General features: G+C 66.4%; 34 protein-coding genes. 14 read left to right on the forward strand and 20 right to left on the reverse strand.

Features of this window, described 5'->3' with window-relative positions; genetic code table 11:
* Positions 1-85: 85 nt before the first annotated feature.
* Positions 86-364 carry a DUF3653 domain-containing protein gene (locus tag IB242_RS06730; protein WP_192277267.1) on the reverse strand — a complete coding sequence of 93 codons (279 nt, stop codon included), beginning with the start codon at positions 362-364 and terminating at the stop codon, positions 86-88.
* Positions 365-593: 229 nt separating this feature from the next.
* On the opposite strand from IB242_RS06730, the gene IB242_RS06735 reads away from it, so the two are divergent.
* Together IB242_RS06735 and IB242_RS06740 are read left to right on the forward strand one after the other, a co-directional pair.
* Complete coding sequence (locus IB242_RS06735; protein ID WP_192277269.1) at positions 594-938, forward strand: DUF3653 domain-containing protein; 345 nt, start codon at positions 594-596, stop codon at positions 936-938.
* 163 nt (positions 939-1,101) lie between these two features.
* Positions 1,102-1,509: a hypothetical protein gene (locus tag IB242_RS06740; RefSeq protein WP_192277271.1), complete on the forward strand. Its 408-nt coding sequence runs from the start codon at positions 1,102-1,104 to the stop codon at positions 1,507-1,509.
* Here the strand turns inward: IB242_RS06740 and IB242_RS06745 are convergent, their stop codons facing one another.
* The 7 genes from IB242_RS06745 to IB242_RS06775 form a co-directional block, all read right to left on the reverse strand.
* Entirely contained in the window at positions 1,510-2,655 is a 1,146-nt protein-coding gene (locus tag IB242_RS06745; RefSeq protein ID WP_192277273.1) for a zonular occludens toxin domain-containing protein, read from the reverse strand.
* 2 nt (positions 2,656-2,657) lie between these two features.
* Positions 2,658-2,948: a DUF2523 family protein gene (locus IB242_RS06750; protein ID WP_192277276.1), complete on the reverse strand. Its 291-nt coding sequence runs from the start codon at positions 2,946-2,948 to the stop codon at positions 2,658-2,660.
* Between the two features lie 11 nt (positions 2,949-2,959).
* A complete protein-coding gene (locus IB242_RS06755; RefSeq protein ID WP_192277278.1) occupies positions 2,960-4,390 on the reverse strand; it encodes a hypothetical protein in 1,431 nt (476 codons plus the stop codon).
* Between the two features lie 151 nt (positions 4,391-4,541).
* Entirely contained in the window at positions 4,542-4,790 is a 249-nt protein-coding gene (locus IB242_RS06760) for a hypothetical protein (RefSeq protein WP_192277280.1), read from the reverse strand.
* Between the two features lie 10 nt (positions 4,791-4,800).
* Positions 4,801-4,992 (reverse strand): hypothetical protein, encoded by a 192-nt coding sequence (locus IB242_RS06765; protein WP_192277282.1) that lies wholly within the window; start codon positions 4,990-4,992, stop codon positions 4,801-4,803.
* Positions 4,993-5,118: 126 nt separating this feature from the next.
* Positions 5,119-5,424 (reverse strand): single-stranded DNA-binding protein, encoded by a 306-nt coding sequence (locus tag IB242_RS06770; protein ID WP_192277284.1) that lies wholly within the window; start codon positions 5,422-5,424, stop codon positions 5,119-5,121.
* Positions 5,425-5,428: 4 nt separating this feature from the next.
* Entirely contained in the window at positions 5,429-6,457 is a 1,029-nt protein-coding gene (locus tag IB242_RS06775) for a replication initiation factor domain-containing protein (protein ID WP_192277286.1), read from the reverse strand.
* A 117-nt stretch (positions 6,458-6,574) separates the two neighbouring features.
* Between IB242_RS06775 and IB242_RS06780 the strand changes: the two genes are divergently transcribed.
* A complete protein-coding gene (locus IB242_RS06780; RefSeq protein ID WP_192277288.1) occupies positions 6,575-6,850 on the forward strand; it encodes a hypothetical protein in 276 nt (91 codons plus the stop codon).
* Between the two features lie 8 nt (positions 6,851-6,858).
* On the opposite strand, the gene IB242_RS06785 is transcribed toward IB242_RS06780, so the two are convergent.
* The 5 genes from IB242_RS06785 to IB242_RS06805 are packed head-to-tail and all read right to left on the reverse strand — an operon-like array spanning position 6,859 to position 7,928.
* On the reverse strand, positions 6,859-7,173 hold the full coding sequence (locus tag IB242_RS06785; RefSeq protein WP_192277290.1) for a hypothetical protein: 315 nt from the start codon (positions 7,171-7,173) through the stop codon (positions 6,859-6,861).
* Positions 7,170-7,349 carry a hypothetical protein gene (locus IB242_RS06790; protein ID WP_192277292.1) on the reverse strand — a complete coding sequence of 60 codons (180 nt, stop codon included), beginning with the start codon at positions 7,347-7,349 and terminating at the stop codon, positions 7,170-7,172. Before IB242_RS06790 ends, IB242_RS06785 begins: the two co-directional genes overlap by 4 nt.
* Complete coding sequence (locus IB242_RS06795; RefSeq protein ID WP_192277294.1) at positions 7,346-7,582, reverse strand: hypothetical protein; 237 nt, start codon at positions 7,580-7,582, stop codon at positions 7,346-7,348. Before IB242_RS06795 ends, IB242_RS06790 begins: the two co-directional genes overlap by 4 nt.
* Positions 7,579-7,758, reverse strand: a complete 180-nt coding sequence (locus IB242_RS06800; RefSeq protein ID WP_192277295.1) for a hypothetical protein — start codon at positions 7,756-7,758, stop codon at positions 7,579-7,581. Before IB242_RS06800 ends, IB242_RS06795 begins: the two co-directional genes overlap by 4 nt.
* Positions 7,755-7,928, reverse strand: a complete 174-nt coding sequence (locus IB242_RS06805; RefSeq protein WP_192277298.1) for a hypothetical protein — start codon at positions 7,926-7,928, stop codon at positions 7,755-7,757. The genes IB242_RS06800 and IB242_RS06805 overlap by 4 nt, the downstream gene beginning before the upstream one ends.
* Positions 7,929-8,081: 153 nt before the next feature.
* On the opposite strand from IB242_RS06805, the gene IB242_RS06810 reads away from it, so the two are divergent.
* Both IB242_RS06810 and IB242_RS06815 read left to right on the forward strand, forming a co-directional pair.
* Positions 8,082-8,447 carry a helix-turn-helix domain-containing protein gene (locus tag IB242_RS06810; RefSeq protein WP_192277299.1) on the forward strand — a complete coding sequence of 122 codons (366 nt, stop codon included), beginning with the start codon at positions 8,082-8,084 and terminating at the stop codon, positions 8,445-8,447.
* A 125-nt stretch (positions 8,448-8,572) separates the two neighbouring features.
* A complete protein-coding gene (locus tag IB242_RS06815) occupies positions 8,573-8,884 on the forward strand; it encodes a DUF3653 domain-containing protein (protein WP_192277301.1) in 312 nt (103 codons plus the stop codon).
* A 181-nt stretch (positions 8,885-9,065) separates the two neighbouring features.
* Here IB242_RS06815 and arsH read toward each other — a convergent pair whose 3' ends face one another.
* Positions 9,066-9,797 carry an arsenical resistance protein ArsH gene (gene arsH, locus IB242_RS06820; RefSeq protein ID WP_192277304.1) on the reverse strand — a complete coding sequence of 244 codons (732 nt, stop codon included), beginning with the start codon at positions 9,795-9,797 and terminating at the stop codon, positions 9,066-9,068.
* Positions 9,798-9,814: 17 nt separating this feature from the next.
* On the opposite strand from arsH, the gene IB242_RS06825 reads away from it, so the two are divergent.
* From IB242_RS06825 to arsB, 3 genes are read left to right on the forward strand one after another with little or no spacing between them, the layout of a single operon-like run.
* Positions 9,815-10,147 carry a metalloregulator ArsR/SmtB family transcription factor gene (locus IB242_RS06825; RefSeq protein ID WP_192277306.1) on the forward strand — a complete coding sequence of 111 codons (333 nt, stop codon included), beginning with the start codon at positions 9,815-9,817 and terminating at the stop codon, positions 10,145-10,147.
* A gap of 47 nt (positions 10,148-10,194) precedes the next feature.
* Positions 10,195-10,707, forward strand: coding sequence for an arsenate reductase ArsC (locus tag IB242_RS06830; protein WP_192277784.1), 513 nt, complete (start codon positions 10,195-10,197; stop codon positions 10,705-10,707).
* 13 nt (positions 10,708-10,720) lie between these two features.
* Positions 10,721-11,758 (forward strand): ACR3 family arsenite efflux transporter, encoded by a 1,038-nt coding sequence (gene arsB / locus IB242_RS06835; protein ID WP_192277309.1) that lies wholly within the window; start codon positions 10,721-10,723, stop codon positions 11,756-11,758.
* On the opposite strand, the gene IB242_RS06840 is transcribed toward arsB, so the two are convergent.
* Positions 11,740-12,753: a hypothetical protein gene (locus IB242_RS06840; protein WP_225540062.1), complete on the reverse strand. Its 1,014-nt coding sequence runs from the start codon at positions 12,751-12,753 to the stop codon at positions 11,740-11,742. The genes arsB and IB242_RS06840 overlap by 19 nt on opposite strands.
* Before the next feature lie 145 nt (positions 12,754-12,898).
* On the opposite strand from IB242_RS06840, the gene IB242_RS06845 reads away from it, so the two are divergent.
* The 6 genes from IB242_RS06845 (at position 12,899) to IB242_RS06870 (ending at position 18,383) form a co-directional block, all read left to right on the forward strand.
* Complete coding sequence (locus IB242_RS06845; protein ID WP_192277311.1) at positions 12,899-13,183, forward strand: hypothetical protein; 285 nt, start codon at positions 12,899-12,901, stop codon at positions 13,181-13,183.
* A 261-nt stretch (positions 13,184-13,444) separates the two neighbouring features.
* Positions 13,445-14,980 carry an IS21 family transposase gene (istA, locus tag IB242_RS06850; protein WP_192277318.1) on the forward strand — a complete coding sequence of 512 codons (1,536 nt, stop codon included), beginning with the start codon at positions 13,445-13,447 and terminating at the stop codon, positions 14,978-14,980.
* An 11-nt stretch (positions 14,981-14,991) separates the two neighbouring features.
* Positions 14,992-15,729: an IS21-like element helper ATPase IstB gene (gene istB, locus IB242_RS06855; protein WP_192277319.1), complete on the forward strand. Its 738-nt coding sequence runs from the start codon at positions 14,992-14,994 to the stop codon at positions 15,727-15,729.
* A gap of 199 nt (positions 15,730-15,928) precedes the next feature.
* Positions 15,929-16,318 (forward strand): hypothetical protein, encoded by a 390-nt coding sequence (locus IB242_RS06860; RefSeq protein ID WP_192277320.1) that lies wholly within the window; start codon positions 15,929-15,931, stop codon positions 16,316-16,318.
* 237 nt (positions 16,319-16,555) lie between these two features.
* Positions 16,556-17,113: a TetR/AcrR family transcriptional regulator gene (locus IB242_RS06865; RefSeq protein WP_192277321.1), complete on the forward strand. Its 558-nt coding sequence runs from the start codon at positions 16,556-16,558 to the stop codon at positions 17,111-17,113.
* A 25-nt stretch (positions 17,114-17,138) separates the two neighbouring features.
* Positions 17,139-18,383 (forward strand): DUF418 domain-containing protein, encoded by a 1,245-nt coding sequence (locus tag IB242_RS06870; RefSeq protein WP_192277322.1) that lies wholly within the window; start codon positions 17,139-17,141, stop codon positions 18,381-18,383.
* Positions 18,384-18,680: 297 nt separating this feature from the next.
* On the opposite strand, the gene IB242_RS06875 is transcribed toward IB242_RS06870, so the two are convergent.
* The 5 genes from IB242_RS06875 to kdpB form a co-directional block, all read right to left on the reverse strand.
* Positions 18,681-19,103: a hypothetical protein gene (locus IB242_RS06875; RefSeq protein WP_192277323.1), complete on the reverse strand. Its 423-nt coding sequence runs from the start codon at positions 19,101-19,103 to the stop codon at positions 18,681-18,683.
* Positions 19,104-19,269: 166 nt separating this feature from the next.
* Complete coding sequence (locus tag IB242_RS06880) at positions 19,270-19,995, reverse strand: response regulator transcription factor (RefSeq protein WP_192277324.1); 726 nt, start codon at positions 19,993-19,995, stop codon at positions 19,270-19,272.
* A 13-nt stretch (positions 19,996-20,008) separates the two neighbouring features.
* Positions 20,009-22,642 carry a sensor histidine kinase KdpD gene (locus IB242_RS06885; RefSeq protein ID WP_192277325.1) on the reverse strand — a complete coding sequence of 878 codons (2,634 nt, stop codon included), beginning with the start codon at positions 22,640-22,642 and terminating at the stop codon, positions 20,009-20,011.
* 9 nt (positions 22,643-22,651) lie between these two features.
* The gene (gene kdpC, locus IB242_RS06890; protein ID WP_192277326.1) at positions 22,652-23,305 is read right to left on the reverse strand and encodes a potassium-transporting ATPase subunit KdpC; all 654 of its coding nucleotides are present in this window, start codon (positions 23,303-23,305) and stop codon (positions 22,652-22,654) included.
* Between the two features lie 10 nt (positions 23,306-23,315).
* The gene (gene kdpB / locus IB242_RS06895; RefSeq protein ID WP_192277328.1) at positions 23,316-25,391 is read right to left on the reverse strand and encodes a potassium-transporting ATPase subunit KdpB; all 2,076 of its coding nucleotides are present in this window, start codon (positions 25,389-25,391) and stop codon (positions 23,316-23,318) included.
* Positions 25,392-25,396: the final 5 nt, after the last annotated feature.

A 25,396-nucleotide genomic window follows, 5' to 3' on the forward strand; every position in this document is an offset into this window, starting at 1 on the left:
CCCGTGGCAGGTCCGCTCCATTGCAGATCGGACCACCGATGCCGGCCCCAGCTCGGGGCCGCCATCCACCACCGGAAAACCGCTCTTATCCGGCTCGGCCGAAGTGCCGGTCCCGCCAGTCGTCTAGCTCCACGATCACGACCTTGACCTGCGCGCCGTACTGCTTGCTGCGGGTGCCGGCCTCGGCCTTGCGCCTGGACGCGAAGCCGGCGCGTCGCAGCTCCATGGCATCGCGCCACAGCAGACCTTTGAGGCGTTCGGCTGTCATGCGGTCGCCGTCGGGGCTGACCAGTTCGCGGCCGCTTTCCGTGAAGCGCCAGCCGGCGAAGGTGTCGTTTCCGTGCCCGGTTACAGTGCCTGACATGCGTCGATCGCTCCTCGATCCTTGGGGAGCTTGCCGGGTGGCAAGAGGCGTTCCAGCAGCAGCCGCAGGATGCCGGCGTAGTAGCCCAGCGACGCCACCGCTTTTTTACATAATATACATTATGCGAAATTGCGAAGACGGCCCGGTACGTGGCCGGCGTGCTCTGGACGTGGCTGGCACACAAGCTGCACCGCCCCAAGCCCTCGCCTGACTGCATGGAAGCTCGCACATGGATCTGACCGCATTCGGAGGCCGGCCGCCGTGTTGGCCTGCTGACGCCGCTTGCCCGAACGACTGCGCCGCCCAGGTGCGTGACCAGCTCACCCGGAACCATGTGCGCCTGCATGGACCGTGGGCCGGATGGCGGCTTGCCGGCCGCGATCTGGTCAGCCCGGACGGTGATCGCCTGTCGCCCGAGCGGCTGCGCGGTTTGGCCTGGCGCCAGACCGCTGAGGCACGCCGGGACGCGGCCAAGGCGCGGAACGCGAACAGCGGCCATCGTGGTGTGGTGACCGTACTTCGGATACCGGTGCGCGACTGGCACGTCGAGCGCTTCGGATCGCGCGCCGGATAAGAGCGGTTTTCCAGTGGTGGATGGCGGCCCCGAGCTGGGGCCGGCATCGGTGGTCCGATCTGCAATGGAGCGGACCTGCCACGGGCGCGGGTGAGGCGTTATCCGCAGGGGTTCCCCCTGCACCCCGGGATGGCTACGCTGCCGCCTGGACAAGGGGGATCACATGGAACGCGAAGAACCGCGCATCAGCGCACCCGATCTATCGGACCTGGACTTCCGAAGGGGCGAAAGCCGAATCGTCGCGACGCCGGTACAGCCGGCGCTCTGGCCGCAGATCGCGGCGGGCGTGTTCCTTGCGCTGCTGGCGCACAGCATCGTGACCGGCCTGTACGTGCGCTGGGAAGCGAAACGCGTGACGGACGAACTGAACGCGCAGATGGCCAAGGAGACGGCAGCCCTGGAGCGGCAGTTGCGGGACATCGAGGTGCAGATACCGTCGCCGCAGGCAGTTCGCCAGCGAGAGCGGCCGATTCCGCCGGCACCGCTGCAGGACGGCGAACGCTGCATCAAAGGACAGCGATTCCAGCGCGTCGAGAACGGCTGGGTTCACGTGCCGCGCCTGCCCTGCTGATCAGAGAGCGCCGACGCGTGTGGTGGACGAAGCGACCTCTGGGAAGGTGCCCTGCGCCCTATTCTGCCGCGCAACGACGCTGCCGCCGGACTGGTCAGGCGGCGGGATCACTTCGAGCCCAGGTGACGCGCTGGCGATCGGCATCATCGGCTGCTGGTAAGCGTTGTAGGGCATGCCGTGCCGGGCGACCGTGCGGCATTCGGGCTGGCTGAGTTCGTAGCGCGTGCCCTGCTCTGTCAGGCACGTGCAGCTGAACTCGCCGCGGCTGCCATCGGCGCGGGTGCCCTCGCCGCTCGACATGCAGTAGAGGGCCGGCTGGGACACGACGGCGCGCTCATCGAACACGGGGGCAGTCCAGGGCATCGTGCCGAAGCGCGGGACGTGCGCCTTGGCGTAGTCCGTGAGAGTTGGGTACCTGGGCGCGGCTGGCTGGCCGGCGCCGCCGACCGGCACCGGGCCGGCTATCGCCGTCACGGCGCCGGCCGCCGCCTTGGCTTCATCGGCCGACGTGTGGTCCCGCACCTTCCACGTCACTGCGCCGAAGATCGCAGCGGCCAGCACGAACAGCACGATCGCGCGCTTGTACTTGCTCTTGATGGTGCGCTTGACGGTGTGCACCTCGGCCGACTTGTAGAGCGGATAGCAGTCCTTCGGGAAGGCCCACTTCTCGTGATCCTCCGCCACGAGCGCCTTGTCGCTGCGCACGTTGTCGATGACGCGATTGCGGCGGTAGACGGTCGCGGACTCGGCGCCGTCCTCGCGCACCAGGTGCTCATGCAGGCCGACAAGGGCGCGGATGTTGGCGTGGATCAGCGCGGGGCTCTGGGTGATCAGGATCAACCGGATGCCGCTATGGCGGATGGTCTCCATCGCCTGGATGTAGGCAGGCACGTTGCCGGCCTGTGCGCGGAAGAAGCGCTGCGCCTCATCGACCACGAGGATGGCGCCGGCCGGCAACTCTTCCCACTTGGTGGGATCGGCGAAGTCGTTGAAGCCGTCGATGGTCAGGCCATTGAGGTTGCAGACGAACACCTCTTCGCCGGCCTCGATTGCCTGTTTGATGTACCAGACAGTGCGCAGCGTCTTGCCGTTGCCGGGCACGCCGGTAATGAGGGTGATGGATGCAGTCTTGGCGATGGCGCTCATGATCAGCCCTTGGCGAAGAACACTTTCTTGGCGGAAATCAGCGTCAGCGCGCTGACCATGATGCCGGCGGCCTTGGTGATGCCGAACAGGCCGAACCAGCATTGCCACTGCGCCGGGATGGTGTTCCAGGCGCTGACGGCGTGGTCGATGAGGGGCTGGACCGCGAACTCATTAGTGGCGATCACCAGCCCGAGGCGGCCGAGAAAGCCGGCTACCATGATCACGGCCTTGGCCGCGAAGAACCGCATGATCCACGGGCCGAGCGCGGCGAGGATCGGGCCCAGCAGGGCCATCACAGCAGGCATCATTCACCCCCGATTTTGACTGCGACCCAGATGTAGGCCGATGCAACGACGAGCCAGCCGATCATGCTGGCGAGCGTCCAGAACTCGCCCGGTAGCTCGATGGGCTTGCCCATGAGCTGAAGCGTGGTGGAGAAGCTGCACATGCCGCCGGACTGGCCGCCGAACATGTTGGGATTGAAGCCGTCGCCCTCGGCGGCGAGGTCTTTGAAGATGGTGTCCTCGCTGACGCCATCGTGGCCGTCGCCCTCGCCTGCGATGGCGTCCGCAGCGGCCTTTTCGGCGGCGCGGGTGGCGGCGAGATACTCGGCGGTTCCGGTGTCGCCGCCCTCGCCTACCTTCAAGCGCTCCAGGGCACATGCGGCCTTCCACTGCTGGATGAGGGAGGCGTACTCCATCGCATCGCACTTGTCGCCAGTGCACACCGGCATCGCGTTGCATGCGCCGCCGCTGACGTTGCGGTTCTTGCGCGTGTTGCAGTCGATTCGCCATTGAATCTTGACCTGCATGCACGCGATGGCGCTGCCAGAACACGACGGCGGCGTGTCGCAATTGTCGCCACCGGATGCCTTGTCGTTCTTCTTGTCGGGGTCATCCTCGCCGTCTTCGGCATCGTCGTCGGCAACGCCATCGCCATCCGAATCCTTGCCGCAGGTGCCGTTTTCGCGGCGCGCTTCACCCTGGGCGCACTGCCCTTCGCCGGGCAGACAACCGCCGGAGGGCGACTTGACGTTGCCGGCGGGACACTCGCTCTTTTCGTTGGTGCAGGTGTTGTCCGGCGCGAGGATCATGCCCTTTGGGCACGACTCCTGGCCGCACTCACCGCGACCGTTCGGCTTCTCGCCGTTCGGGCACTCGGGCGTGGTCGGTTCGCATGCGTTGAGCAACGGATTCCAATACTGCGTATCCGGGTCGCACTGCTGCGGCATGTCCTCGCCGGTACAAACCGAGCCGTTCGGCGTGCCCTGACTGGTGCTGTCCGAGTTGCGAGCCCAGCGAATTTGACAGCCGGCATTGCACGAAATCGAACCGGATTTCGGGTAGTAGGTAGACGTGATTTCGGACCGCTGCGCGCACGTCTGGTCGTAGTACTGATAGCCGCAGAAGCGGCTAAGCGTGTTGCCGGTCTTGGGGTTCCACACGCTGCCGTTGCAGTAGTAGCGCTTGGTGGAAACGAGGTTGGTGCACGTCGGATGCTCCTTCCATTCCCAGCCCGCAGCGGGCCCAGGAACAGCCGCCAATTTCGACTGACACACCATGTTCGCCTCACCCTGCGTGCATGCCGTGCGGCCGTTGATGGCCGTGTTGCAGTCGGGATTGTTGGCCGGCGCAGCACGAGCGCCGTCGATGCCGAGCGCAGCGAACAGCAGCGCCACCAGCACGAACGCGACGCGGCGTGCGATGGCGTTGGCGAAGATGCGGCCGAGGTTCATTCGTCCCAGCCCTGCGAGGCGATCACGCCGGCGCACATCCACCACAGGAGGCAGATGAGGCCATAGAAGTCTTCGAACGATCCGGTCATGTCATTCCCCATAAAAAGGGGCAGGTGGTTGCCCGCCCTGCCCCACTGCACACACCGTCGGCTTACTTGGGCTTCAGCAGGCTGGCGCCGCGGATGGCCCACAGCACGACCGCGAACGCGATCACCAGACCGACCACGGCGACCTTGTAGACATCGAGCTCGGCCTCGACAGCGGACAGATCGGGGGCCTGCGCCATGGCGGTGCCGATGGTGGCGCCGACCAGGGCGGTACCGGTGGCGATCTTGCCGCCCAGGCTCTTGACGGTGGCGGCGGCGCGGTGACGCAGGGACTGCGGGTTGTTGCGGTTCATGGTGACTCTCCTAGCGGGTTGGCTTGAAAGACCGCACGGCGGCGGCGATGAGGAACAGGCTGGAAAAGAACGCAAACCCGATGGCGTTGGCCTGCGCAACGGTCGGGAGGTAGTCGGCCACCTGCGCCTGCTCGACCCACACCATGGCGGTGCACTGGCCTTCGACAGGTGCGGGGTCATCGAGACAGACGAGGTAGCGCATGGGTTACCGCCTACGCTGGGTCGCGAAGGCGACCTGGACGAGGACGCCGCACGTCACCACGCCGGCACAGAAGCCGAGCAGCAGGAGCATTTGCGGCGATGCGGTGGCGAGGGCGTACGGCATGGCTTAGGCGGCCTTGACCGGCGGCGGCTGGGTCTTCGCGGCAGCGTTCAGCGCCCAGTGCTTGGCGCGGGTACTGATCGACAGCGCGCCGAAGTCGCCGACCCAGTAGGCGGAATCCTTGGGCACGTAGTCGCCCACCGGCAGCGCGGCATCGCCGTCTTCGTGCTGGAGGGTGATGCGGCGACGCTCGCCGTTGGGCAGGGTCACGAACGCTTCCTGCTCGCTGATCGTGTACGGCCGACCGGTCTTGCGGCTGGTGCCGGTCTTCACGTTGATCTTCTGTTCGCGGACGCTGATGCTGATGCTCATTGCATTACTCCTGGCCTTTCTGGCCGTCGATATGCCCCACCGGGGCGAAAAGGATTGCCGTCAGCAGCTGGGCGGCGTCTTCCGGACGCTTGCACCACGGCGGCAGCGAATTGCGGGCAGTGCCGACCACCAGCCGGGACAACGTGGCTTCGTCGCCACCAGCGGCGTGCAGCAGCGCGTTGACCATTGGGCCGTACTGGCGGCGGAAGTTCGCGACGGCGCGCACGCAGTTGGCGAGCAGCTTTTCCGTGGCGATGCGCAGGCGTTCGCCGATGCCTCCCACGAAGTCCAGGACCGGGTACGCGCCGACCAGATACGGGGCCGGGTCGAGCAGCATGTCCAGCGGCAGTTCGCGCCGATTGCTGGCGTGGAATTCGCCTTCATAGCGCACCCATTCCGATGCAGGATCGCCCTGCTCCCTGCCCTTCTCGTAGACGCGCAGCTGCTGTTCCGACTTGCGGCTGCCAACGTAGAACGTCTTGCCGGTGCGGTTGCCCATGTCATCGATCAGGCGCGCTTTCGGACGCTGACCGCGACGGTCGAACGAGCCTTCGTTGTAGCGGTCGATGGCCCACTGGACCGGGTATTGCCCGGTGAAATCGTCTGCCGCGATATCGACGCGGGTAAGGCGCGCGTCGAGAGCGCCCAGCAACGAAGCGAGCAACGACCACCGCTGCGCATGGTCGCTGCCGTTGCTGGCCTCATACAGGCGGCAGCCATCGCCAGTGAGTTCCAGGCGGGCGGTGTAGGTGCCGTCCTGGCGGATGGTGTTGATGCCGCCGAACTCAAGCAGGCCGACATGCTCGCCAGCCGCACGCAGTGCGACGCGCCAGTTGTAGAAGCGGCCGCGCGAGGGTTCGCCCAGATCGAACAGGTCGGGGAAGAAGTGATCGGCGAGCGCTGCGGCCACGGTGGAGGCGCATGCGCCGACGGTGCCGTTCAAGTCGTCCAGGATCGCGAGTACGTCATCGGCCAGACCACGAGCCTGCAACAGCGAGAGCAGATCGAAGGAAGCAGCGAGCCAGTCGATCACCACCCCGATCCGTTCAGTTTCACTGACTCCCCTGTTAGACGAGGGGAGTCCAGAAGCGCCGGCCATCATGCGTGCGCCTCCGCTACGATGAGGCCGCCAACCACCAGGAGAACGCACATGGCGAAGCCACCAGTGATCGACGCAGACCAGATGGGCGCGGTGATCGATGCAGTAACCACGACGAACGCAGCGCTGTTCACGCTTCTCGCCTCCCGAGAGGAAAGCGATGCCGCGCTTCAATTACTTGACCGGCTGGTCGAGCAGTTCGACAAGAAGGCCGATCCGCTGAACATGCTTCGCCAGCATGTGATAGAGGCGACGGCGAACTCGATCCGAGGAGTGCAAGCAATTCGCGAAGGCAAACCCCCTGCTGACGCCGTATGGGGGCAATAGGCCCGAAATCACTCATGGCCGGCTCCCTCCCCAAACACCACGGCGAGGGACTGGCCGAGCACCGAAACCACGCGGTACGAGCGGCGACCGCGCAGGAGACGGTTCCACCACTTCGCGCGAGCGACAGCAAATTCAACGTCTTGGCCGTAGCGGCATTTCAGCTGCCAATCGCCATCGCCGATGCGCTGCTGAATCCAGTACTCGGCGACCGGCAGCACGCGCACGGATGCCACGTCGGCCTCCAGCGGCGACACGCCCAAAACCGGGCGGCGGAAGCGCTTGGCGATATCGCCAGCGCTGACGAACAGGCGGGCGCGGTTCATCGGAACGCCGCCTTGTAGGCCATGACCTCATCCAGCTGGTCATGCGCCGCCATTTCGATTGCATGCCAGAACGACGGCGGCAGGCCGGCGTCGAAGAGGTCCGGCTGCACCAGTGCGCACACCGCAGTTTCCAGCGCGATATGCGCGCCGCGCTCGGTGTCGGTGGTGCGGCTCACAGGAGACCACCGCGAGCCGGGTAATCGACCTCATACATACGGCAAGCGCGGTCGTTGCCCGCGACGCACTGAGCACGCAGCGCATCGCGCTGGTCCTTGTTCACCACGGCAGCGTCATAGGTGCTGACGGAAACCCAGAAGGCAAAAACCGCGCCGAAGCCAGCGAAGATGAGGCCAGTAATGGCGCCGACGAAGTGCCACGGAACGCGGCGATCACAGCGTGGGCAGTTCATGCGGCCACCTGTGCGCGGTGGCGGGCGAGGAAGCGGCCGGCTTCGGACAGCATCACGTGCGCGGCCATGTCCTGGCGGGCACGCTGCTCGCGCCACAGGCCCAGCGACTCATCCGCGCTCGCGATGCCGGAGACGATCAGCACCACGCAGATCAGCAGGATGGCGGCAGGGATCATGCAGCACCCGCTGCGATGCGAAGCGCGATGGCCGCGTTCCAATCAGCATCAGCCCGGCGCGCAGCAGCAGCCACGGCGTTTCCACTGCGGTCGAAGTGAGCGGCCAGACGGAGTTCATGCTCCACGTCGGCGGCCAAGCGGCAGATATGTGCGCGCTGCTGTGCGGTCATCACGTTTCCCCTGCCCGGTGCCCGGTTGACCCCTCCCCTGCCGGCACCGGGCGGGGCCGGAGGGAGGGCAGCGGTAAGGGGGCTTACCGCTGGAAAGGGAACTTACCGGTGCGTCCTGTAGGCTGTCAAGCGCACTTACCACCGGCCTGGACTATGGACGCGAAGGAACTCACCGAACTGGCGCTTGCAAAGAGCGGGGAAACAAGCATCCGCAGCTTCGCAACGCGCGTTGGCGTGTCGCACGTGGCAGTGAGCTACTGGCTTGCAGGCACATCGGTGCCCACGTTTGAACAGGCCGCCGAGCTGGCTGCCCTCGCAGGGCTGCCGATCATCAAGACGGCTTCCGAGGTTCGGATGCACTCGCCGCAGGGAGCGAAGCACAAGGCGATTTTGAAGCGACTCGCCGCTACCGCCACGCTCCTACTGGTGGGTGTGCTGGGGGCTCAGCCAGCACGCGCTCAGGCGCCACTACAGGGCCTCGAGGGCGTCACCCACTATACATTATGCGAAATTCTCTAGGTCGGTCCGTTACGTGGCCGGCGTGCTCTGGACGTGGCTGGCACACAAGCTGCACCGCCCCAAGCCCTCGCCCGATTGCATGGACGCTCGCACATGGATCTGACCGCATCCGGAGGCCGGCCGCCGTGCTGGCCAGCAGACGCCGCCTGCCCGAACGACTGCGCCGCCCAGTGCGCGACCAGCTCACCCGGAACCATGTTCGACTGCATGGACCGTGGGCCGGATGGCGGCTGGCCGGCCGCGATCTGGTCAGCCCGGATGGCAACCGGCTCTCACCGGAGCGGCTGCGCGGTTTGGCCTGGCGCCAGACCGCCGAGGCGCGCCGGGATGCGGCCAAGGCGCGGAACGCGAACAGCGGTCATCGTGGTGTGGTGACCGTGCTTCGGATACCAGTGCGCGACTGGCGCGCCGAGCGCTTCGGATCGCGCGCCGGATAAGAGCGGTTCTCCGGTGGTGGATGGTGGCCCCGAGCTGGGGCCGGCGTCGGTGGTCCGATCTGCAATGGAACGGACCTGCCACGGGCGCGGGTACAAACAGCCAGCCAACTGGACACCGCCGCCAAATGAGCTGGACACCGCCGCCAGCAAATTGGACACCTAGATGGGTCTGATTCCGGGATTACTCAGCGACCCCGGCAGCTGCTGAGACACGACGCGCCTCCTCGGCGCCCTTTCGCTCGCTGTATCGATCGACCAGGTAGTCGCTGCGCTCGCGGACCATCAGGGTGAACTTCATCAGCTCCTCCATCACGTCCACGACGCGGTCGTAGTAGGACGAGGGCCTCATGCGGCCGCTGTCATCAAATTCCTGCCAAGCCTTGGCCACCGACGACTGGTTCGGGATGGTGACCATCCGCATCCAGCGCCCCAGTACGCGCAGCGTGTTGACCACGTTGAACGACTGCGACCCACCGCAAACCTGCATCACCGCGAGTGTTCTGCCCTGCGTCGGGCGAACGCTGCCGTCTTCCAATGGCAGCCAGTCGATCTGGTTCTTGAACACGCCGGTGATGGTGCCGTGTCGCTCGGGCGACACCCACACTTGGCCTTCCGACCATTGGGACCATTCGCGAAGCTGCTGGACCTTGGGGTGGCTCTTGTCGACGCTGTCGAGCATCGGCAGGTCGTGCGGATCGAACACCCGCGTTTCGGCGCCGAGGTGGCGCAGGATGCGCTCTGCCTCCAGCGCAAGCTTGCGGCTGAACGACTGCGGCCGCAGCGAGCCGTACAGAAGCAGGATCCGTGGCGGGTGCATGCCGCCGGCGCCCAGCACCTCGTGCTGGGGCGTCGGGAGCAAGTCAGCGTCCAGGTGGGCGGGAAGGTCGAAGGGGGATTGTTCGGGCTTATTCATTCGACTATTCTAGAAATATGGAAACGAAAGATGCAATCACCTCCCTGACCGCCCTGGGCCACGCAACCCGGCTGGCCGCCTTCCGCTTGCTGGTTGAGGCGGGTCCCGCCGGGCGCATGGCAGGCGACATCGGTGAAGCATTGGGCGTCCCCGGCGCGACGCTGTCCTTCCATCTGAAGGAGCTCGTGCATGCCGGCCTGGTGGAGAGTGAGAGCCAAGGTCGCTACGTCTGCTACCGCGCGAACTTTCAGGCCATGAATGGTCTGGTCGAGTACCTCACCCACAACTGTTGCGCCGGTTCGACCAGCGCCGAATGCGCGCCGACCACCGATCCGGCCTGCGGCTGCTGATCCAGCGGCTGCCCTCCTGCACGCCCTCCACCCACGAAGCCATCGCCATGACCCACAACGTCCTTTTCCTGTGCACCGGCAACAGTGCTCGCAGCGTCCTGGCCGAAGCCACGCTGCGCGCGTGGGCCGGCAACCGCTTCAAGGTGTTCAGCGCCGGCAGCCAGCCCACCGGTACGGTGAACCCATTCGCCTTGGCTCAGCTGCAGGCCGAGGGCATCTCCACGGCCGGGCTTCGGAGCAAGTCGTGGGACGAGTTCACAACCGCGGATGCTCCGCGCATGGACCTGGTCGTGACCGTCTGCGATTCAGCAGCTGCCGAAACCTGCCCGGTCGTGTTCGGAGATTTCCTGCGGACACATTGGGGATTGCCTGACCCCGCAGCGGCCGAAGGCAGCGATGCCGACCGAGCAGAGGCGTTCCGGCAAGCCCATCGGACTATCCAGGCGCGCTTGATGGCCTTCCTCGCACTGCCAGCTGCAGCGTGGGAGGATCGGGGGCAACTCAAGGCGGCCTTGGACAAGATTGGCTTCGTCGATGCCGAGGATGCCGACAGTGAATGAGGCTGTCCCGCGCATGGGGCTCTTCGAGCGGTACCTGACCTTGTGGGTCACGCTGTGCATCGTGGCGGGCACCACCCTGGGCCACCAGTTCCCGACAGCGTTTGCTCAACTGGGCAGCATCGAGTGGGCCCAGGTCAATCTTCCAGTCGCGCTGCTGATCTGGGTGATGATCGTGCCGATGCTGATGAAGATCGACTTCGGCGCTTTGCGCCAGGTCGGCCAGCACTGGCGTGGCATCGGGACCACGCTGTTCATCAACTGGGCGGTGAAACCCTTCTCGATGGCGCTGCTTGGCTGGTTCTTCCTGCGCCATGTCTTCGCGCCGTGGCTGCCGGCGGATCAGGTCGACTCCTACATTGCAGGCCTGATCCTGCTGGCTGCGGCCCCGTGCACGGCGATGGTCTTCGTCTGGAGCAACCTGTGCCGCGGCGATGCGGCCTTCACGTTGAGCCAGGTGGCACTGAACGACGCGATCATGGTCGTCGCCTTCGCGCCGCTGGTTGCACTCTTGCTGGGCATCTCGTCCATCACTGTGCCATGGGCCACACTGGCGATCTCGGTCGGACTGTACATCGTGGTCCCCGTCGTCATTGCCACGCTGCTGCGCGCTTGGCTGATGCGTAGCGGCGGTCAAGCACGACTGGGTGTCTGGCTGGCCAAGCTCGGGCCGCTCTCGCTGGCAGCACTGTTGCTGATGCTGGTGCTGCTGTTCGGCTTCCAAGGTGAGCAGATCCTGACGCAGCCCCTGATCATCGCCATGCTGGCGGTACCCATCCTCATCCAGGTCTACTTCAATTCGGGCCTGGCCTACCTGCTCAATCGCCAGCTCCGTGTCGCCCACAGTGTGGCCGGCCCATCTGCCCTGATCGGGGCAAGCAACTTCTTCGAACTGGCCGTGGCCACCGCGGTCAGCGTGTTTGGCGTCCATTCCGGTGCGACGCTCGCGACGATCGTCGGCGTGCTGATCGAGGTGCCTGTGATGCTATCGGTGGTCCACATCGTCAACCGAAGCCGAGGCTGGTATGAGCGGCCTCAAGTCGGCGGCGTCTGAGACTTCTCTCGCCGCCTCGCTGATGTCTGAGCGTCGAGGACATGATCCGGCATCAGCCGTTCACGCCTGAGATTACTCAGCACGCTTGTCCCCCATGCCCAACCGATGTTGTGCGTTGCCGCATACGCTCGCGCCTCGAAGCTCGCGCACTCGGCGGGAACGCACAGCTTCAGGCGGGGACCTAATCCATAGAAGAGGTCGAAGCCGTAGTTGACCTGCAGAATCTGGCGAAGGTGGCGGGTCGGCCCGCCAGGAGCATCGCGATACAGGCCGGCATCCTCAAGCTGCATCACGATCCGATCCAGCCAGTAGCTCTGGGTGAGAAGCACGTCGCGATCGAGGTCCATCGCCACCTCATCATCGGCTGCGATTGGGAAGATCCACCTGATGAAGAAATCGAACAGCTCCAAATTGATGTGACGCAATTTGGTCGCTATGGCTGCCATCAGCAGCGTCCGATGCAAAGAGCGTCCGATCTCAAATGCCCGAGACCTGTTCCCGCATTCGTGTGCCTCGCGGAGCAGCACGGCCAGTGCGGCAAGCGCATGCAAGCCAGCCTGTCCTTCAAGACGTCGGAGAGGCTGAGTAGGGGCACGCCGCCGCACATAGCGGCCCATGTCCAGCTCACGCGCCTCATAGATCGCGCTCTGAATGCTCGGACGCAGTTGCCGCAGCAGCGCATCTCCTCCGTCCCCTAAAGAGCGGTCGACATCCAAGGCGGCCCAGGCGACATCACCGAGCAGGCTACTGGAACCGGGAAGGGCCGCTTCGCAGACACGGACGGTGTCAGAGCCAGGCACGTGCTTCCCGCCTGCGTACTTGGCCCAGAGGTTGTTGTGGTGGAGCCCAGGCTGGTAGGTCTGCGGCTGAAGACGCTGCCCGAGGCCATAGGCCGTCGGGTGCCCTGTACGGCCGCGCAACTCCTCGAACCATACCCCTGTCCTCAGGACGTTCAGCGCCTTCCCAGCGCAATTCGGTTTTTCGCTCTCGAACAAACGGGCGAGCGCTTTTAGGCGCGCGTCGTGGTAGGACCGTATTGATTTCAGTGACTTAACCCCGTCGCAGATCGAGCAAATAGAGTAACGGATTGTCGGAGCGTTCCTTCTGGGCCTGATTCCGCTCAATCGTTACGCTGTCGATATGACAAGCCGTGACGAGACTCCTGACCCGCTAGCCCATGTTCTGGAGCAGGATCTGCTTCAACGGTATGGGCCGGTCATTGGGCAGGACGATCTACGGCAGGCGCTGGGCTACACCACGCTCGATGCGTTCCGCCAAGCCCTGTCACGTGGCCTGCTGCCCGTACCTGTGTTCCCCATCCCGCACCGCAGGGGCAAGTACGCCTTAGCCAAAGACATCGCCACTTGGCTTGCCCAGTTGCGGCTTCAGGCTCTCCAGTCCGCCGACGCGAAGGAAGCGCCATGAGCGAGCGGATGCGCATCGTTGGAGGGCCCCAGATGACCTGACGCCTTTCCTTTCCAGAGCCACTAACGGAAATGCAAAAGCCCCCAGGCGTTAGAGCGCCTGAGGGCTTGGATGCAGCACACCAATTACTGCCTGCATTCTCGGCATCTCTCCTTCCTCCGTCAAGCCTCGCTCGCCGCCGTTTCACGGCCGGCACGGGCTGCTATTGCCGCACGACAGCAGACCGCGAACGGTCCCGATACGCGTGCCGCAAGGAGAGCCATGAGTACATTGAAAGAGCTTTGTCGGTACCTGCTACGCACCGACCTGTCCAACCGCAAGATAGCCCAGCAGGTAAGGCTGGCGCCCTCGACGGTCGTTCGCTACCGGCAACGCCTTCGCGCGTTGAATGCTCAGTGGGAGCATGTCCAAGCACTGGATGAAGCTGCCCTTGATCAGTGGCTGAATCCGAAGAGGGGTGCCCACAAGAGGCGCTTCGTAGAGCCAGACTGGGACTATGTCCATAGCGAACTCAGAAAGCGCGGGGTGACCATCGCGTTGTTGCACGAGGAGTACGCCCAGGACCTCGAATCGGGCGTGATGTCTGAGACGGAGTTCCGACGCCGATATCATCGCTACGCACGCAGTCGTGGCCTCGTGATGAGGCAAGCTCGTGTTCCTGGCCAAGATCTGTTCCTGGACTTCTCCGGAGGGCGTCCCACGCTGACCGACCAGGAGACCGGGCAGACGACGCCGGTCGAACTGTTCGTGGCCGTGATGGGGGCAAGCCGCAAAACCTTCGCCCATGCGGTAGCCAGCCAGAAGTCCGTTGACTGGATCGCATGCAATGCGAAAGCGCTGGAGTTCTATGGCGGCGTGCCCACCTACCTCGTGCCGGACAACCTCAAAGCTGCGGTGACCAAGGTGACACGGGGTGAGGGCGCGCTTTTGAACATGACCTACGCAGAGTTCGCGGCCCACTATGAAGCCATGGTCTTGCCCGCGCGTCCGAGGAAGCCCAAGGACAAGGCACCAGTGGAGATCGGTGTGCTGCTGGCGCAGCGCTGGATCTTGGCTCGTCTGCGGAATCGCGTCTTCTTCTCGCTCCCTGAGCTGAACACTGCGATCGCAGAACTTGTCGATCGGATGAATGAGCGTCCGATGCGTGGCTGCGGCGGCAAGAGTAGGCAGCAGTTGTTTGAGGAGCTCGATGCCCCTGCGTTGGCTCCTCTGCCCATCGAGCCGTACGAGTACGCCGAGTGGAAGCTTAAGGTTCCCGTCGGGCAGGACTATCACGTTCCGTGGGAGGGCCACTTCTACTCGGTTCCCCACAACCTGGTTGGTAGCAAGGTCAACCTCAAAGCCACACGCGAAACGGTGATGGCATTCCATCGTGACAGGCGGGTCTCGCTTCATCCCCGCAACTCTCAGGTCGGTGGCTGCAGCACGCTCCCGGAGCATCAACCGCCTGCTCACCGGGCGTACTCACAAGACACGGTGGCCCACCTGCTGGCATGGGCAAAGCAGCACGACGGTCCGCTCTACGCGTTCGTGCAGCGGCACAGCGAGGCACATCGCCGCCCGACGCTCACGCTCCAAGCATGTCGCGGGCTGAAACGCCTGGAACGTGAGTACGGCATCGAGCGACTGCAGGCCGCATGCGAGCGTGCACTGAACGTGCATGCGAACAGCGTCACCTCCGTGCGCTCCATCCTGGTACGACAGCTCGATCGCGTTGGGTCCCCGGAGCGCGAATCCGCCAACGATGACGCTTTGCCCGCGCACGAGAACGTGCGTGGCGCCGACTACTACAACTAACTGGAATTCTGATGTCCATTGAACACACCATCGAGCAACTCCGTCACCTGAAGCTGACCGGCATGATCGCCGGCCTCACCCACCAGCAGTCCCAATCGAGCTATAGCAAGCTCGGCTTTGACCAGCGGCTTGGGCACTTGGTGGACACCGAGGTTAGCCAGCGTGAAAGCCAGCGCTTCAAGCGACTGATCGCCAACGCCAAACTCAAGATCTATGCGGAGCCGGAATCGATCGACTACCGCAGCGGTCGCGGCATTGATCGCTCTCTCATCAGCGACCTGCTCACCTGCGGCTGGGTGGAGCGACAGCAGAACGTCCTGATCACGGGCCAGACCGGCACCGGCAAGACGTGGCTCGCATGTGCTCTTGCTGTGCAAGCTGCGCGACACGGAATCCCTGTCAGCTACCGGCGCGTTGGCCGCCTGTTGGAGGAAATGGAGATCGCGCACGCAGACGGCTCACTCTCCAAGGTGCGAGGGCACTTGGCGAAGGCCAAGTTGCTCATCTTGGATGACTTCGGCCTGACCCCTCTCAGCGGTCGTGGCCGTGCAGACCTCTTGGAGCTTCTGGATGACCGGGTGGGCAGTGGCGCCACGATCGTCGCAGGGCAGATGCCGATCCAGAACTGGCATGCCTTTATCCATGATCCTGCGTTGGCAGATGCGATCCTGGATCGCTTGATCCACAGCAGCCACAAGCTGGAGCTGAAAGGCGAGTCGATGCGGAAGAGGAAGGCTCGGGGAGGCTAGTCTCAGGGTGTCCAGCGACGCTGGCGGCGGTGTCCAACTAATTTGGCGCCGCTGTCCAGTTCATCTGGCGCTAGCGTTCGACAATTCTGGCGGTGAGTGTCCAATTACTTGGCGTTTCGTACGCGGGTGAGGCGTTGTCCGCAGGGGTTCCCCCGCCCCCCCCGGATGGCTACCCTTCGGCCAGGACACGGGGGATCACATGGAACGCGAACGACCGCCATACCTGGGCAACCTGCCGCGCGACCGCCGCGGCAACTGGGCGCTGTACCTCCTGGCGGCGCTGCTGCTGGCGGCGCTGGTGGGCGGCTGGAAGGTCTACACGAACACCGTGGCCGGCTGGCACGTGCGCTTTAACGGGGCCCCGGCAGAGCGACCGATGCCCGGCCGGCTGGTCGAAGGCCGCACGTGCGAAGAACAGGCCGAATACTTGCGCCAAGAGGCCGAACGCGAGCGGCACATGGAGGCGCGGCAGCGCGAGCTCGACGCGGCTTGGGAGAAGGAGCGCGCGAGCTGGCGCTGCGTACGCGGGACGCCGTTCCGGCAGATAGCCGGCGGCGGCTGGGAGAACGTACCGGGTCAGCGCTGCTGATCACAACGCACCAACGCGCGTGGTAGACGAAGCGACCTCAGGGAACGTGCCCTGCGCCCTACTCTGCCGGGCAACAACGCTGCCGCCAGCACGGCACCCGCCTGAGTTCAGGCGCAGGGCCAGCCCATCCAAACGCGATTCCACCCCGGCTCCCGGCGCTCTCGCGGGCCTGCGCTCGACTTGAAATGATACCGATCGGTCTATATCATCACTAGCAGACCCACAGCCGGGGTGATCATGAGCAAGGTTCGCGAGCGCATCCTGGATGTCGCCACCAATCTCTTCTATCAGCAGGGGATTCAGGCGGTCGGCGTGGACGCCATCATCAGCACCGCGGAAGTCGCCCGCATGAGCTTCTATCGGCACTTTCAGTCGAAGGAGGGTCTGGCGTTGGCAGTGCTGGAGCGGCGCGACGAACGACTCTGCGCCTGGTTCGAGCAGGAGGTCGAGCGCTTGGCGCCCGATTCAAATCTGCGGCCGCTGGCAGTGTTCGACGCCTTGGCGATGCGCTTGGCCAGCCCCGACTACCGCGGTTGCGCCTTCCTCAACACCATCGCCGAGACGCCGCCGCCCAGCCACGCACTGCATCGGGCTGCGGCTGCGCACAAGCACCGCTTCGAGTCCTACTTCGCCCGTCTGTTGCGAGCGGCCGGGCTGGACGAAAGCTCGGCCGGCGATCTCATGCTGCTATTCGACGGGGCCGTGGTCACCGCGGTTCGCGAAGGAAATCCGACCTCCGCCACACGGGCAAAAAACATGGCGGCGCGAGTGCTCGGCATCGCGCCGGTGAACTGAGTCAGTGTCTTACTGAAGAGTAGTTATGTCTGCGAAAGTTGTGTCGCAAGACCCGGTGGCTCCCGGCGAACGGTTGTTGCAGTTGGATGTACTGCGCGGTCTGGCCTTGTTCGGCGTGCTGCTGGTCAATATCGGTTACTTCTGCGGTGCCGATTTGGCGCGGCAAGCCGAGGTCGCCTATCCGCTTGGAGACTTCGGCGGCTTGGCCGGCGACCTCGTTAGGGTGCTGTTGGAGAACAAGGCGGCGGCGCTGCTGTCGATCTTGTTCGGTGCCGGGCTCGCCATCCAGGCCGATCGTGCGTCCGACAAGGGTCAGTCGCCCTGGCCGTTTGCGCTTCGTCGCAGCGCGGTGCTCGCCCTGCTGGGCAGCGCGCACACGTTCTTGCTGTGGAACGTCGACATCCTGCTCGACTACGCACTGATCAGCTTGATGGTTCTGCCCTTCCTGCGGCTGCCCGCCGGCCGGGTGCTTTGGGCGATCCCGGTGGTGCTGATCGTCTCGGCGGTGATTGCCGGGCCGATGCTGGCGCTTGCAACGGATCTGCCGCCGGCGCAAACCTACGCCCTCGGTCTCCAGCACTACGGGCAAGGTGGGTGGCTCGACGCCCTGCAATACCGATGGTGGGAAACGCTACATGTGATCGGCCCGATGCGTATCGCCGATCGCTTCGTCATCCTGGCGCCGTTCTTCATCGTCGGCGTTGCGGCCTGGAAGGGCGGATGGCTTTCGGCGCCGGACGCGCATCGGCGGCGGCTGCGGCAGGTCTTCGCGCTCTGCTTCTGCTTCGGGCTGGTGGCCAACGCGGTGCCACAGGAGGCGCTACATGCCTGGGTGAATCAGCTTGCACTGCAGCCGCTGCGGGTCTTGATCAAGGCGACATTCTTCCTCGCCAAGTTCGCGCTGACTCTGGGCTATGCGGCCGGCATCCTATTGCTGCTGCAGCGGTCGCGCTGGCGCGTGTGGCTGGGTGCGTTCGCGCCGCTCGGTCGCATGGCGCTGACCCAATACCTGCTGCAGTCGCTAGTCTGCACATGGATCTTCTACGGCTTCGGTCTGGGCCAGTACGGGCGGATGCCGCTCGACCTGGCGCTGGCGCTGGGCGTGCTGCTGTTCGCTATGCAGGTGATCAGCAGCCGCTGGTGGTTGGCGCGCTTCAGCATCGGCCCGGTGGAGTGGCTCTGGCGGCGATTGAGCTACGGCGGCATTCGCCAGCGCCCGCCGGTGATCGCAGCGGCCGTGGCGGAGGCTGAACAGGCCCAAAGCCGGTAGCAGGGGTGATGCCGCGCCGCGGCATTAGCGCCGTGTTTTTGCGCCTGTCAGCGTGGTGGTGTGCAGGCGGATCTAGCGCCATGAGCGCGTCGCTGCGGCCGCCGGCATCAAAAAAACCCCGGGATACTGGGATGCCGTCAATCTACCTCACAGCCGCGCCGGCTACGCAGCTCTCTTTTCCGGTGGTGGTGGCCCCGAGCTGGCACCGGCGTCGGTGGTCCGATTTTTTGCAATGGAGCGGACCTGCCACGGGCGCGGGTGAGTGGTTATCCGCAGGGGTTCCCCCCTGCACCCCCATCAGCCGCCGCGGCACCGCTGCCAGCCGCCGCCGGCAGCCATGACCTGCTCCCATCCGTTTTGCAGCTTCCGAAGTGCTTGGCCGTTGACGCACGCGACGCCGAGCTCGCGTGCCTCGGGCGTACCGAGACCGGGAAGCGACAGCACACCAGTAGACGGCACGGGCCGCCCCTGACGGCGTGCTTCGTTCTGAAGACTCATCACCTCCATTCCCTCGCAGAATCCGAGCATGCCCGGATGCGGATGCCGACGGTACTGCTCGCAATTGAAGGGCGTCGAGCTCGTCCTCATCGAGTTGTACGGCTGTTGCGGCTTGTGCTGATGCGGCGCCTGGACACCTTGAGGTCCGACCGCCCGGACCGTCTGCGCCTGGACCGATCCAGCGGCCAGAGCAGCAACTACGACCACCCATCGAACGTCCATGATTCCCCCCCTGTGGGCGAATCATAGCGCCACGCCGAACCAGCGTAGCAGCCACGCTGCCCCGTCCTCCATCAATGCGGTAGCGACGTTCAGGCCACCAAACGAGATGAAAGAGACCTGTACCGTGGACACGCCGGCGGTCGCTCGGCGCGCTGATGTGCGCAGACTAGATCGAGGGAATGAACCGCAGCCCCACGCCGGGTTCGGTCGCGATGTAGCGCGGTGACGTCGCGTCGTCGCCGAGCTTCTGCCGCAGCTTGCCCACCAGGATGCGCAGGTAATGGGTGTCTTCCTGATGGTCGGGGCCCCAGACCTCGCGCAGCAGGTGCGGCTGGGTGACCACGCGGCCCGGATGGCGCATCAGCGCGGCCAGCAGTGCGAACTCCTTGCGGCCCAACGTCACCGGCGCGCCATCCACGCGCACGTCGCGGCGCTGGAGATCCACGTGCAGGTGGCCGTCATCGAACACGGGCAGCGCGATGCCGGGCGGCGCGGCATGGGTGCGCAGCAGGCCGCGGATGCGCGCCATCAGCTCCTCGATGCCGAACGGCTTGGTCACGTAATCGTTGGCGCCGCCGTCGAGCGCGGCCACCTTCTCGTGTTCGCCGCTGCGCACGCTGAGCATGATCACCGGTGCCTGCGACCATTGCCGGAGCTGACGCAGCACCTCGTGGCCGTCGATGTCCGGCAGGCCGATATCCAGCACGACCAGGTCCGCGCCATGGGCGGCCAGCTCCGCCAGCCCGGCGTGCCCGTTGACCGCAAGCGCCACCTGGTACCCCTGGCTGCGCAGGCTGATGTCGAGGAAGCGACGGATCTGCGGCTCGTCGTCGATGACGAGGATGCGCGCGGCCGATGCATTGCCGGCATGTGCAGGACGGGCGGAAGACATGGCGGCGCGACAGTCAGGTCGTGGGAGTCATGAGGGGCAGCGTCATCCGGATCAGCGTGCCGCGCCCGCCCCGGCCTGGCAATGCCTGCACGTCGCCGCCATGCGCGCCGACCATGCCCTGGCAGATGGTCAGACCCAGGCCCGTTCCCTGCCTGCCTCGATCACCGCGCTCCACGCTGTAGAACATGTCGAAGATGCGGCTGCGCTCCTCGTCCGGGATGCCGGGCCCACAATCGCGCACGTCGATGCGCAGCGCCCCTTCGACCATCCGTGCGTCGACCTCCACCGGCTCGCCTGCCGGCGAGAACTTCGCCGCGTTCTCCAGCACGTTGAAGACGGCCTGCTCGAGCAGCGCCGGATGCACCCAGATGGGCGCCAGATCGTCGGCGATGGTGGTCAGGACGCCTGCCTCCGGCTGGTAGCGCTGCAGGCGGGCCACCGCCGAACCGATCAGTTCGTCCACACCGATCCAGTCGCGGTTGAGGGTCAGGCCGGTGTGGCCGAGCCGGGTCATGTCGAGCAGGTTCTGGATGTAGCGGTCCAGGCGCTCGCCTTCCTGCCGGATGGTGTCCAGCAGGCTCCGCCGGTCGTCCTCGCCCATCGATGTGCCATAGCTGGCCAGGCTGCTGGCCGAGCCGATCATCGACGCCAGCGGCGAACGCAGGTCGTGCGATACCGACGACAACAGCGCCGAGCGCAGGCGTTCGGTCTCGCCGCTGACGCGCGCGGTTTCCAGGTCCGCGACCAGGCGCACCCGCGACACCGCCTGGGCGATGTCTTCGACCATGGCTTCGGCGAGTCGGCGCTGCTCGAGCGGAAGACTGCGCTGCTCGATGCCGAAACGCAGCGCGGCGATACCGGCAACGCGCTCGGCATCGCGCAGCGGCAGGTACCACCAGGCCGTGCCGGACAGCGTCTCGGTGTAGCGCCCGGCCGGCTGTCCATGGGTGCGCACCCAGTCGACCGCGCCGGCATCGATGCCATCGGGCGACGCCGACGGAACACCCGCCTCCCCCACCTGCAGCCAGGCCTCCGCGCCCGGATGGCGGGCCAGCGCCTCGCGGCCGGCCTCCAGGACCTGGCCGAGGTCGGTCGCAGCACCGAGACGACGGCCGAGCGCCTGCAGCACGGTGGCGTGCGCATTGGCCGCACGCAACGCCAGCACCTGCATCCGCAGCTTCGACGCCAGGCGCCCGGCGATCAGCGCCGCGGCCAGGAACAGCACGGCGGTGACCACGCTGCGATGGGCGCTGATGAGCAAGGTGAAGCGCGGTGCGAGAAAGAAGAAGTTGTAGGCGAGGAAGCACAGGGCGGCGGCCAGCGCGGCAGCGGCGAGCCGGGTGCGCGAGGCGACCAGCACCACGGCCAGGATGAAGATCATCGACAGGTCGTCCAGGCCGACCCAGCGTTCGCTGACCCATGCCAGCGCGACCGCGGCGGCGGTGGCGGCCAGGGTCAAGGCGGCCTCGTGCCGATCCAGCACACCGCCATGCGTGTCCACGCCGCGGCGCGCACGGGCGCGCGCGCCCGGCGAGCTGATGATGACCAGCTCGTAGTGCGCGCCACGCCGCAGCAGCTGCTGGGTCAGGGTGCGGTTGAACATGCGCGCCAGCGGCCGCTCGCGGGTGCGGCCGACCACCAGGGTGGAAGCGCCATCGCGTTCGGCATGCTCCAGCAGCGCGTCGGCGATGCGGGCGCCGTGCAGCACCGCCGTCTCGGCGCCCAGGCCGCGCGCCAGCGCGAATGCGCGATCCAGCTCAGCCTGTCGCCGGGCATCCAGCGTGCCGCCGGGCTGCACGCTCACCACGCTCCATGGCGCGTCGCGGCGCTCGGCGATCCGCCGCCCGGCCCGGACCAGGTACTCGGAACTGCCCTGCCCGTCGACGGCCACCAGCACGCGGCGGCGCAGCGGCACGCCGGGCAGCCCACGCGCGGCCTGCGCCTGACGCGCGTCGCCGTCGATGTGATCGCTCGCGGTCTGCAGTGCCAGCTCGCGCAATGCGGCCAGGTTCGCAGGCGAGAAGAACGCCTGCAGCGCCCGCTCGGCCTGCGCCGGCAGATAGACCTTGCCCTGCTGCAGGCGTTCGATCAGTTCACGTGGCGGCAGGTCGACCAGGCGGATGTCGCGCATCCGGTCCAGCAGCGCATCGGGCACGGTTTCCGACACGCGCACGCCGGTGATGCGGTGGACGATGTCGTTGAGACTCTCCAGGTGCTGGATGTTGAGCGTGGTGTAGACGTCGATGCCGGCATCGAGCAGGTCGACCACGTCCTGCCAGCGGCGCTCGTGACGGCTGCCGGGCGCATTGCGGTGCGCCAGTTCGTCCACCAGCACCACGCGCGGCCGCCGCGCGAGGGTCGCATCGACGTCCAGCGCGTCGAGCATCCGCCCCTCATAGGCGATCTGGAGGCGCGGCAGGACCTCCAGCCCCTCGAGCAGCGCGGCGGTCTCGTCCCGGCCATGCGTTTCGACGAGACCGGCCAGCACCTCGATGCCCTGCCCCTGCAGTTCACGCGCGCGCGCCAGCATGGCGTAGGTCTTGCCGACCCCGGGGGCGGCGCCGAGGAACACGGTCAGCCGGCCCGGCGCCTGGCGGCGCAGTGCGTCGGCCAGAGCGTCGGCCACGGCGTCTCGGGGTGCGTTCATGGGCGCAGTCTAGTGCTGGGTCCCGGGCGTGTCGCTGCCTCCCTGCCCCATCGGCGCGGCTGCATCGAGCGCGAGGTTGAGCGCCAGCACGTTGATCCGATGCCGTCCGAACACGCCAAGCTGGGGCGGCTCGGTGTGGATGCGGACCATGGCCTCCACCGCCTGTGGCGTCAGTCCACGTACATGTGCCACGCGCCGCACCTGGATGGCGGCGCCTTCAGGCGACAGATGCGGATCGATCGCGCTGCCCGAGCGGGTGACGAGCTCGTCCGGCACGGTGGCGCGCGATATGCCTTCGCGTGCAGCCACGTCCGCCGTCGCTGCATCGATGTAGGCGCGCAGCCCGGGATTGGTGCGGGCCTGGTTGCTGCCGGCCAGGGTCATCGGGTCGTAGCCGGCGGCGGATGGCCGCGGCTGGAAGTAGCCCTTGCCGGCGAACGGCTGCGCGACCAGCAGCGACCCGACGATGCGGCCGTCGCGTTCGACCAGGCTGCCGGATGCCGCCTGCGGGAACAGCAGCCCGCCCAGGCCGGCGCCGAGCAGCGAGTAGACCAGGCCGAACCCCAGCAGGGCGACCAGGGCCAGGCCGAGCGCGCCGCGCAGCGGATGCCCGTCGCGACGCTGCGGCCGGACGCGGGTTGCGGTTGGGTCGTCGATGTTCATGTGGTCCTCCTCAGGCGCCGAACGTGGCGGCCAGCGCCATGTCGATGAGCTTGATCGCCGCGAACGGCAGCAGCAGGCCGCCGACGCCGTAGACCAGCATGTTCCGGCGCAGCAGCGCGGTCGCGCTGCCCGGACGGAAACGCACCCCGCGCAGGGCCAGCGGAATCAGCAGTGGGATGATGACCGCGTTGAACACCAGCGCGGCAAGCACGGCATTGGTCGGGCTGGACAGGTGCATGACGTCAAGCTCGGCCAGCGAGGGAATCGCCGCGGCGAACAGTGCCGGCAGGATCGCGAAGTACTTGGACACGTCGTTGGCCAGCGAGAAGGTGGTCAACGCGCCGCGGGTGATCAGCTGCTGCTTGCCGACCCGCACCACCTCCAGCAGCTTGGCCGGGTCGGAGTCCAGGTCGACCATGTTGCCGGCCTCCCTGGCGGCCTGCGTGCCGGAATTCATCGCCAGGCCGACGTCGGCCTGGGCCAGGGCCGGGGCGTCGTTGGTGCCGTCGCCGACCATCGCCACCAGCCGCCCACCCGCCTGCTCCTGGCGGATCCGCGCGAGCTTGTCTTCCGGCCGCGCCTGCGCGATGTAGTCGTCCACGCCGGCCTCGGCGGCGATGGCCGCAGCCGTCAGCGGGTTGTCGCCGGTGATCATCACCGTGCGGATTCCCATCGCGCGCATCTGTGCGAATTTCTCGCGGATGCCGTGCTTGACCACGTCCGACAACGCGATCACGCCCAGCAGGTGGCGGCCATCGGCGACCACCAGCGGCGTGGCGCCACCGCGCGCCACCTGTTCGACCCGGCCCGCGAGCTCGGCCGGCACTTCGCCGCCGAGCCCGCGTACGTGCGCGACGATGGCGTCCATCGCTCCCTTGCGGACCATGCGGATCTCGCCGCCGTTTCCCGGCAGGTCCACACCGGACATGCGCGTCTGCGCGGTGAAGGCGACGAAGCCGGCGCCGGCCGGTGGCTCGAGCGGCGCCGCGGGCAGCCGCGCCAGGCGCACGATCGACTTGCCCTCGGGCGTGGGGTCGGCCAGCGAAGCGAGCAACGCCGCCTGCTGCAGCTGCTCCATGTCCACGCCGGCCAGCGGATGGAACGCGGTGGCCTGACGGTCGCCGTGGGTGATCGTGCCGGTCTTGTCCAGCAACAGCACGTCGACATCGCCGGCCACCTCCACCGCCTTGCCGGACCTGGCCAGCACGTTGGACTGCAGCGCACGGTTCATTCCGGCGATGCCGATGGCCGGCAGCAGCCCGCTGATCGTGGTGGGGATCAGGCACACCAGCAGCGCGACCAGCAGCAGCGGATCGAGCTCGGCGCCGACGAAGCCGGCGATGAACGGCAGGCTGGCCACCACGACCAGGAAGGTCGCGGTCATCGTGCCCAGCAGCAGTCCCAGTGCAATCTCGTTCGGCGTCTTCTGCCGGTTGGCGCCTTCGACCAGCGCGATCATCCGGTCGAGGAAGCTCTGCCCGGGCTGGGCGGTGATGCGCACGATGATCTCGTCCGACAGGACCTGGGTGCCGCCGATCACGCCGGAACGGTCGGTGCCGGCCTCGCGCAGCACCGGTGCCGATTCGCCGGTCACCGCCGATTCGTTGATCGTCGCCAGCCCGCGCACGATCTCGCCATCGGCCGGTACCTGCTCGCCAGCCGAAACCACGACGTGATCGCCGACACGCAGCTCGGCGGCCGGAATGCGCTGTTCCGCATCGCTCGACACGGCCTGCAGGCGCCGCGCGACCAGGTCGCTGCGCGCCCGCCGCAGCGAGGCCGCCTGGCCGCGGCCACGTGCCTCGGCCACGGCTTCGGCGAAATTGGCGAACAGCACGGTCAGCAGCAGCAGCGTGGTGACCGACCAGCCCAGCGTCGGTGAACTGGCATGGCCGGACAGCGTCAGCCCGGCGGTCAGCAGCGTGCCGAGCCAGACCACCGCCATCACCGGATTGGCGACGACCTGAGCGGGGGCGAGCTTGCGGAACGAGGCGACGATCGCCTGACGCAGGCCGGCCGCGTCGAGCATGGCGATCCGCGGCGCGCGGTGTGCAGGTACCGCATCTTTCGGAAGTGTGTCGCTCATGTGGA

The sequence above is a fragment of the Xanthomonas sp. XNM01 genome (genome assembly GCF_014851915.1).
In the GTDB taxonomy this organism is placed as follows: Bacteria; Pseudomonadota; Gammaproteobacteria; order Xanthomonadales; family Xanthomonadaceae; genus Pseudoxanthomonas.

Excerpts from the sequence above, each read along its gene's own strand:
- IB242_RS06805 (WP_192277298.1), bottom strand. The coding sequence starts at position 7,928 with ATGACCGCACAGCAGCGCGCACATATCTGCCGCTTGGCCGCCGACGTG.
- IB242_RS06830 (WP_192277784.1), top strand. The coding sequence starts at position 10,195 with ATGACCCACAACGTCCTTTTCCTGTGCACCGGCAACAGTGCTCGCAGC.
- IB242_RS06750 (WP_192277276.1), bottom strand. The coding sequence starts at position 2,948 with ATGGCCCTGCTGGGCCCGATCCTCGCCGCGCTCGGCCCGTGGATCATG.
- IB242_RS06780 (WP_192277288.1), top strand. The coding sequence starts at position 6,575 with ATGGCGAAGCCACCAGTGATCGACGCAGACCAGATGGGCGCGGTGATC.
- IB242_RS06825 (WP_192277306.1), top strand. The coding sequence starts at position 9,815 with ATGGAAACGAAAGATGCAATCACCTCCCTGACCGCCCTGGGCCACGCA.
- IB242_RS06755 (WP_192277278.1), bottom strand. The coding sequence starts at position 4,390 with ATGAACCTCGGCCGCATCTTCGCCAACGCCATCGCACGCCGCGTCGCG.
- IB242_RS06810 (WP_192277299.1), top strand. The coding sequence starts at position 8,082 with ATGGACGCGAAGGAACTCACCGAACTGGCGCTTGCAAAGAGCGGGGAA.
- IB242_RS06740 (WP_192277271.1), top strand. The coding sequence starts at position 1,102 with ATGGAACGCGAAGAACCGCGCATCAGCGCACCCGATCTATCGGACCTG.
- IB242_RS06875 (WP_192277323.1), bottom strand. The coding sequence starts at position 19,103 with ATGGACGTTCGATGGGTGGTCGTAGTTGCTGCTCTGGCCGCTGGATCG.
- IB242_RS06860 (WP_192277320.1), top strand. The coding sequence starts at position 15,929 with ATGGAACGCGAACGACCGCCATACCTGGGCAACCTGCCGCGCGACCGC.
- IB242_RS06885 (WP_192277325.1), bottom strand. The coding sequence starts at position 22,642 with ATGAACGCACCCCGAGACGCCGTGGCCGACGCTCTGGCCGACGCACTG.
- IB242_RS06880 (WP_192277324.1), bottom strand. The coding sequence starts at position 19,995 with ATGTCTTCCGCCCGTCCTGCACATGCCGGCAATGCATCGGCCGCGCGC.
- IB242_RS06770 (WP_192277284.1), bottom strand. The coding sequence starts at position 5,424 with ATGAGCATCAGCATCAGCGTCCGCGAACAGAAGATCAACGTGAAGACC.
- IB242_RS06870 (WP_192277322.1), top strand. The coding sequence starts at position 17,139 with ATGTCTGCGAAAGTTGTGTCGCAAGACCCGGTGGCTCCCGGCGAACGG.
- IB242_RS06865 (WP_192277321.1), top strand. The coding sequence starts at position 16,556 with ATGAGCAAGGTTCGCGAGCGCATCCTGGATGTCGCCACCAATCTCTTC.
- istA (WP_192277318.1), top strand. The coding sequence starts at position 13,445 with ATGAGTACATTGAAAGAGCTTTGTCGGTACCTGCTACGCACCGACCTG.
- istB (WP_192277319.1), top strand. The coding sequence starts at position 14,992 with ATGTCCATTGAACACACCATCGAGCAACTCCGTCACCTGAAGCTGACC.
- IB242_RS06735 (WP_192277269.1), top strand. The coding sequence starts at position 594 with ATGGATCTGACCGCATTCGGAGGCCGGCCGCCGTGTTGGCCTGCTGAC.
- arsB (WP_192277309.1), top strand. The coding sequence starts at position 10,721 with ATGGGGCTCTTCGAGCGGTACCTGACCTTGTGGGTCACGCTGTGCATC.
- IB242_RS06745 (WP_192277273.1), bottom strand. The coding sequence starts at position 2,655 with ATGAGCGCCATCGCCAAGACTGCATCCATCACCCTCATTACCGGCGTG.
- arsH (WP_192277304.1), bottom strand. The coding sequence starts at position 9,797 with ATGAATAAGCCCGAACAATCCCCCTTCGACCTTCCCGCCCACCTGGAC.
- IB242_RS06845 (WP_192277311.1), top strand. The coding sequence starts at position 12,899 with ATGACAAGCCGTGACGAGACTCCTGACCCGCTAGCCCATGTTCTGGAG.
- IB242_RS06765 (WP_192277282.1), bottom strand. The coding sequence starts at position 4,992 with ATGCGCTACCTCGTCTGTCTCGATGACCCCGCACCTGTCGAAGGCCAG.
- IB242_RS06785 (WP_192277290.1), bottom strand. The coding sequence starts at position 7,173 with ATGAACCGCGCCCGCCTGTTCGTCAGCGCTGGCGATATCGCCAAGCGC.
- IB242_RS06730 (WP_192277267.1), bottom strand. The coding sequence starts at position 364 with ATGTCAGGCACTGTAACCGGGCACGGAAACGACACCTTCGCCGGCTGG.
- kdpC (WP_192277326.1), bottom strand. The coding sequence starts at position 23,305 with ATGAACATCGACGACCCAACCGCAACCCGCGTCCGGCCGCAGCGTCGC.
- kdpB (WP_192277328.1), bottom strand. The coding sequence starts at position 25,391 with ATGAGCGACACACTTCCGAAAGATGCGGTACCTGCACACCGCGCGCCG.
- IB242_RS06760 (WP_192277280.1), bottom strand. The coding sequence starts at position 4,790 with ATGAACCGCAACAACCCGCAGTCCCTGCGTCACCGCGCCGCCGCCACC.
- IB242_RS06800 (WP_192277295.1), bottom strand. The coding sequence starts at position 7,758 with ATGATCCCTGCCGCCATCCTGCTGATCTGCGTGGTGCTGATCGTCTCC.
- IB242_RS06795 (WP_192277294.1), bottom strand. The coding sequence starts at position 7,582 with ATGAACTGCCCACGCTGTGATCGCCGCGTTCCGTGGCACTTCGTCGGC.